The organism is Acholeplasma sp. ORD1043 (genome assembly GCF_057808485.1).
The window spans coordinates 1-1,164 of record NZ_JAQLOJ010000029.1 but is presented as its reverse complement, the minus strand read 5'-3'; the positions used below and the strand labels follow the sequence as shown (position 1 = coordinate 1,164).

The 1,164-nt window shown below is 30.3% G+C and carries 1 protein-coding gene and 1 pseudogene; both read right to left on the bottom strand.

Annotated features, from left to right (window positions below):
- Window positions 1-30: 30 nt before the first annotated feature.
- Entirely contained in the window at window positions 31-819 is a 789-nt protein-coding gene (locus PG914_RS06900; protein ID WP_488823097.1) for a hypothetical protein, read from the bottom strand.
- 9 nt (window positions 820-828) lie between these two features.
- A pseudogene (locus PG914_RS06895) lies at window positions 829-939 on the bottom strand (IS1/IS1595 family N-terminal zinc-binding domain-containing protein); the annotation flags it as partial.
- Between the last annotated feature and the right edge of the window lie 225 nt (window positions 940-1,164).

Here is a 1,164-nt window from a genome sequence, read left to right as displayed (position 1 = left end):
CTGACGTTTGGTGATAAAAGTTGATAGACTTTATCTTGACTCCAAAATATCAGTAATTCCTCTATCTTTTAAATACGTCTTGTATGTGATGATCTTCTTTGTTCTTTTCACTTGTTTTAATAGATCATTGCACATATAGTTTTTAACTAAAAGCTGGTGTCTCATATTTTTGATGTAGTGCTTTGAAAGATAATTTTGTCGATAGACGAAGAAGTTTAAATAATGTTGCAGATACTTTAATCTGTATCCTGCATGTTTGAATAAATATCGCTTCAGATTACTATGATATGAATCAATTAAATCGGTTGTATATAGACCAGTTGAATCTTTTCTAGCATTGACTTTATCACAGTCAAACTGATTCATAAATTGAACTTGCTTAGGGTTTCCGTCATGAATGAAAAGATCTGGATTAAAGATATTGATGTTAAACAATTTCATATAATGATCGGGTAGTGCCATTGCTCTTGAAGATACTTTGGCGAGTGAAATGCCTTGTAAATTAATCAATGTAATCACACATAATTGATTAAATGATAGTCCTCTGATGTCTTTGCCATCGGGTCGATAGATCTTATATTGTTTTTCTCTAATACTAATGAATGTTTCGTCTATCAGTATTGTTCCAGAAATCTTAATCTCATTTTGATAGCTATTTAAGGCATTAAAAACTAAATATCGATAATAGTGCGCTGTTTTAATATTAATGCTTAAATTTCTTGAAATGACTTCTAAAGTCACATCATCAATCATATAACCGATAAACTGTTTCAATATATAATCACTGATTTTTAAATGTTTGGTCGTTGACTCGTTCAAAATAAATGTTTTTAGACAAGATTTGCATTGATATCTTTGTTGACCATGCTTACTTTTTCCATTTTTCATCAGTGGCTGCAGTGTTCCACACTTAGAACATACTGACTTATTTAATTTCATATAACGTTCCTTAAACCACAAAAGCGAGTACTTTACCCCAAAGGAACGTCGCCAAACAATCCAAGGATAAAATACTCGCTTTTGTAGTTCCTTTTCATGATTGTTTGGCACTATTATTATATCATTTTCTAAGATTCATTTATTTTTATTATTTAAACATCTATTTTACAGCCTTATTAAGGTGATATCAGATTTTCTATCAACTTTTTCCACCAAACGTCAGTT